This window comes from Legionella stuttgartensis (assembly GCF_977063405.2).
In genome coordinates, this window is sequence record NZ_CDRUHA020000078.1 from 1 (window position 1) to 4,966 (window position 4,966).

Genomic DNA, 4,966 nt, shown 5'->3' on the forward strand with positions numbered 1-4,966 from the left:
TTAGTCCCTTTATTTTAGATGAGTTTTCTGTCTTGGTCTTTTTGTAAACTTCTTGGGGTATTTTCTGGTGAAACTTTATTGATGGCCTGCGCCATTTACTAGCGGGTTATTAGCACTGTCTACAGCACATGCACCTTCTGATTACAATAATAATTATATTTACAAATATAATGATAATGGGCGACTAGAAAGAAGTAATTTTTTTAGCATGGGTGAAATTAGAAAGGGGAGACTAGGTAAACTCATTTATGTACCGGCTATTAGCTCAATAGATCAGTATACTAAATTAAGTAGCGCGTCTTCCTTAAGAGATATTTTGGAGATTTTACTCAGTTCTATCACATCAAATAGCGATGCTTTTAAACAACTGCATAAGTCATTCAAAGATTTTTCAGAAAACATGACTCAATACGAGAATACTAGTGAAGTCACTTTAAAGAAATTTACAAACCAAATTTCCTCTGAGTTACAACCATGGGGAGTGGGTTTCAAAATAGATTTTATTCCACCAGATTTGAAATTTATAGTAAAGAATTTAATAGATTGGCATCTTTTTGATTTAAATAGAGATGTAAATAAGCATGGAGTAGAAATGTATGGTAGTGGTTTCCAGAGACATTTTATTGCTTCACTCATTAAAACAATAGCGGAATTTCAGCATTCTTTTACACAGCAAAAACCTCAAGAGTTAACGTTAAATTTAACATTATTTTTATTTGAAGAACCAGAGGCCTATTTACATCCGCCCCAACAAATAAAACTAGCAAAGGATCTTAATGATTTAACTAATGAAACAATAATGCAAGTTATTGCTTCTACTCATAGCTCTCACTTTGTTAGCCGAAATACGGATAAACTTACAAATTTAGTGAGAATTAGACGAGACAGTCTATATACAGAAGTATACCAAATTGATGATGATAAAAAATTAAAAATTTTTTCAGCAAGACAACAGCTTGAAGCAATACTAGGGAAAAATGAACTTTTAGCTGAAGAAGATAAATTATTAATTGAAGGGATTAAATATTTTTTATGGTTAGATAATGAGCGTACAGGAATATTTTTTTCAAATTTAGTTTTATTAGTTGAAGGACTTACAGAGGCATCACTATTTAGACGTCTTATTGATGATGGTCTTTTAGATCTACCTGAGGGATGCGGAGTAATTCAATCGGAGGGTAAATTTAATACTACCAGATTTATGCTGCTATTAGAGGCATTAGGTATAAACTTTATCACAATATATGATGAAGATAGCGATAAAAATTTAAAACACAAACAGCTCAATGAGTTAATAAAAGAAATACATAAAAACAATAAATTTTCAAACGGTTTAATAGATATTACTCCGGATCTTGAAACCTATTTAGAGTGGCCTAAATTAGATAATAAATCTGGAGCCCATAAGCCTGCATTTGCAATTCTAAATTATGAAAAGAAAAGAGGAAATATCGAGCATTTAGAAATTTTATGCAAAAGAATTGAATCAGTAATTACGTCTAAGATTCAATGATATCACCATTAGGATCATTGTTCCTCGAGAAGATCTTCTTAATTGCTTAATCACCTAGCTCCTGTCTACAATTATTGACATTAAAAGAAAATAGGTTCTAATCTCCTTGTGCCAGTAATTGTCACTGAAAAATTTATGACAGTTTTTAGCCTTAAGGTTAATTTAATGTAAAATCTTCCAATATCAGCAAAGTAAAGAAAACCCCCGTTTTCAATACAGTAAAAAAACCCCAATGGGGTTGACAAATATCCCCAATGGGGTTATAGTCTTCATTATGAAAATAAAAAAAATATTACAAACTGTTGTTGAGTTGCCTGAATTTATTAAGCAATCACAATCATGTATGGATGAGGAATCTAAAAAATCTTTTATAGATTACATAGCCGAATTTCCTTTACAAGGGGATTTGATTGTCGGGACTGGAGGTGTTAGAAAAATTAGATGGACTGGAGACAGTAATAAAGGGAAGAGAGGTGGGGTAAGAGTAATTTACTATTATTACGATCAAACCATTCCCATTTTTTTATTAACAGTCTATGGAAAGAACCAAAAAGATAATCTAACACAAGAAGAGAAAAATATTATTAAATCGATTATAGGCAAAATCGTTGACGCTTATAAGGAGAATAATCATGAGTGAATTAGGAAAAAGTTTAATTCAAGGAGTTGAAGAGGCTTTAGAGTATGCAAAACAAAATAAAAATGGGGCAATAACTCATAAAATAGAGGTTCCCTCTGCAATAGATGTGTCCGCGATTCGGAAAAAGCTTCACATGAGTAGGCAGAAATTTTCAGAGGAATTTGGATTTAGCATACGAACAGTAGAAAAGTGGGAAAGAGGGGAGCGATTACCTGAAGGGCCTACTCGAGCTTATTTAACTGTTATTGATAGAAATCCGCATGCGGTAATAGAAGCATTACGGAAAGCTAGCTAGCGCTAATTGGGTAAAAAATTTCGAGTTGTTTACAATCATAATGGAAGTATCAACAGCCTAAATATAAATATTTCATTGGATAAAAATGCGGATTTGCAAATTAACTGTAGAAAATATAAAAAGTTTTTTAAATAAAGCTGAATTAATTTTGGATAGTAATATTTCTATCATTATTGGACCAAATGGTGGAGGAAAATCAAATCTGTTAGATATATTAGTTATTGTAATAAGGAAGTTTTTGTATGGCTCTCAATATCAACAAGAATCAAATACATCCCAGCAATTTGAATATCGTTTTAATGAAAAGCTTAAGGAAATGATTCTAGAGCCTCATAGCTTAGGAACAAACAGACCTCAATTTATTGAAATAGAAATTGAGTGCACCCAGGAAGATATACAAAAAATGGAGGAAATGAAGCGTAATGCAAAACGCTTAGAGGAAATTCCAGGTTATAAGTATAAAGAAGCAGGTCTATCTACCCTAACAGAAAAATGGGATTTAAATTTAATTCAACCTGGAGAAAAATTTAAATTTGAACTTAGAGATGACACGTTTATTCCTACTTCTGAAAATAAAGAAGGAGCTGGATTCTTTCACACTTATTTATCGCTTTATGAAAGATATGCGCAGATTCAGGATGAATACCATGAAAAACCTCTTGTAACTCCTTTTTTATTTTTATCAGCTAATCGAGGGTTAAATTTCAAAACTGATATAGAATTGCATCAATATGATGAATATGAATTAAATAAACAAGTTGGATCAACTACTTCCCGTTCTAATTCTCAAATCATTAATTTTGCTATTGGACAAATAATTCAAAAATATCGCCGTCTTTTAGATACCCATATAAAACCAATGGAGTATTTAAAGAAGGAAGAACATATTAAAGAACTCGATGCGTTTTTAGAGAATATGGGATATAGCTGGGATATATCTTGCATTAGTTCTAATAGAAATCATTACGATTTAAAACTTAAAAAAAATGGAATAGAGTTTCCGATAGGTTCAGCTTCTTCCGGAGAAATTGAGTTATTGACCTATTTATTCACTATTTATTTTTTAAACGTGTCTGATGCAATAATAATTATTGATGAAGCTGAACTTCACCTTCATCCACAATGGCAAAAGTCATTATTTGACCTCTTTATTAAATTGTCTAAAGACACAGGTAATCAGTTTATAATTTCCACTCATTCCCCATCCTTTATAACTCCTCATTCTATAGAATATGTATCTAGGGTTTATAATAATAAAGTTCAAAGCCAGATTGTTCGCTTAAATAAAGATGACCTACCAGAGGCCAAACAACTCTTGAAGATGATTAATAGTCAAAATAATGAAGTTATCTTTTTTGCGGATGAGGTTACTTTGGTAGAAGGACAGTCAGATCGTATATTTTTTAAGGCTCTATTTAATCATTTTAATGTAGCGAATGAGAACTCTGGATTAACTTCAAACTCTAAAATAATTGAATTTATAGACGTAGGAGGTAAATCAAGTTTTGAACATTATAGTAAACTGCTTCAACTATTGTGCATTAAAAGCAATATAATAGCAGATTTGGATTATGCTCTAAACATAGGCTCATCAGATATTAAAAAGCTTTTAACCCCAGACTATAAAAAACTTAGAGAGTCTTTGTGCCAGATTGGGAGTATGGATGGAATACAATTGATTAAAATGCTTGATGATGCGATAGATACTACAAATTTAGAAGACTTACAGAATTTTCGCGACTATTTAAATATTCGTCATCAAAAAATTAGAAAAGATTTAAACTCAGATGAAGAAAAAGTTATTGATGATTTTATAAATGAACTAAAGGAACGTAATTGTTTTATTCTACGAAAAGGTTCATTGGAAGATTATTTGCCGACAGGTTTTAAGTGTAAAGATACTAATAAAATAATCTCATTAATTAATGAAGAGCACTTTACCTCATCACTACCTGCAGAGGGACTGAAAGAGTTAGAAGAAATCCTTAAAACAATAATTGGAATTTAAGGAAAAAATTTCTAAATTTATACAATAAAGATAAAGCATATTATATTAAATAAGTTTTTATTTTGAAATCAGGAGAATGTTGGTGGGGAGGCCATCGAATTTAAACAACCCACAATGATCTATGAAAAGTCTGATTAATTCTAAAATCAGGTAGATAAAGCTCGATAGGCAAAGAATACGATATTTATCTATATTTTGATTGGAGAAATTAGTTATAAGAAATAAAGACAGGGCCACTCATCATTAACCCCACAATAAAACCAGCATAGCAATTACTTGCATCCAGGATTTTTAATTAAATTTCAGAAATTATCATTATTAAAGCAACGAACTCTAATTAATCGCATCAATAATGGCGACAAAATAATGAGGCTGCTCAAGCCGTGTAGACAGTGCTAATAACCCGCTAGTAAATGGCGCAGGCCATCAATAAAGTTTCACCAGAAAATACCCCAAGAAGTTTACAAAAAGACCAAGACAGAAAACTCATCTAAAATAAAGGGACTAATG

General features: G+C 31.3%; 4 protein-coding genes. All 4 read left to right on the top strand.

Going from position 1 to position 4,966, the window contains the following annotated elements; genetic code table 11:
* Window positions 1–208: 208 nt before the first annotated feature.
* The 4 genes from ACWTEW_RS27740 (at window position 209) to ACWTEW_RS27755 (ending at window position 4,456) form a co-directional block, all read left to right on the top strand.
* Window positions 209–1,513, top strand: coding sequence for an ATP-dependent nuclease (locus ACWTEW_RS27740; protein WP_454783610.1), 1,305 nt, complete (start codon window positions 209–211; stop codon window positions 1,511–1,513).
* Between the two features lie 274 nt (window positions 1,514–1,787).
* The gene (locus ACWTEW_RS27745; RefSeq protein ID WP_058517320.1) at window positions 1,788–2,153 is read left to right on the top strand and encodes a type II toxin-antitoxin system RelE/ParE family toxin; all 366 of its coding nucleotides are present in this window, start codon (window positions 1,788–1,790) and stop codon (window positions 2,151–2,153) included.
* Entirely contained in the window at window positions 2,146–2,448 is a 303-nt protein-coding gene (locus ACWTEW_RS27750; RefSeq protein ID WP_058517321.1) for a helix-turn-helix domain-containing protein, read from the top strand. The genes ACWTEW_RS27745 and ACWTEW_RS27750 overlap by 8 nt, the downstream gene beginning before the upstream one ends.
* Before the next feature lie 85 nt (window positions 2,449–2,533).
* Window positions 2,534–4,456, top strand: coding sequence for an AAA family ATPase (locus tag ACWTEW_RS27755; RefSeq protein WP_454783611.1), 1,923 nt, complete (start codon window positions 2,534–2,536; stop codon window positions 4,454–4,456).
* Window positions 4,457–4,966 lie beyond the last annotated feature (510 nt).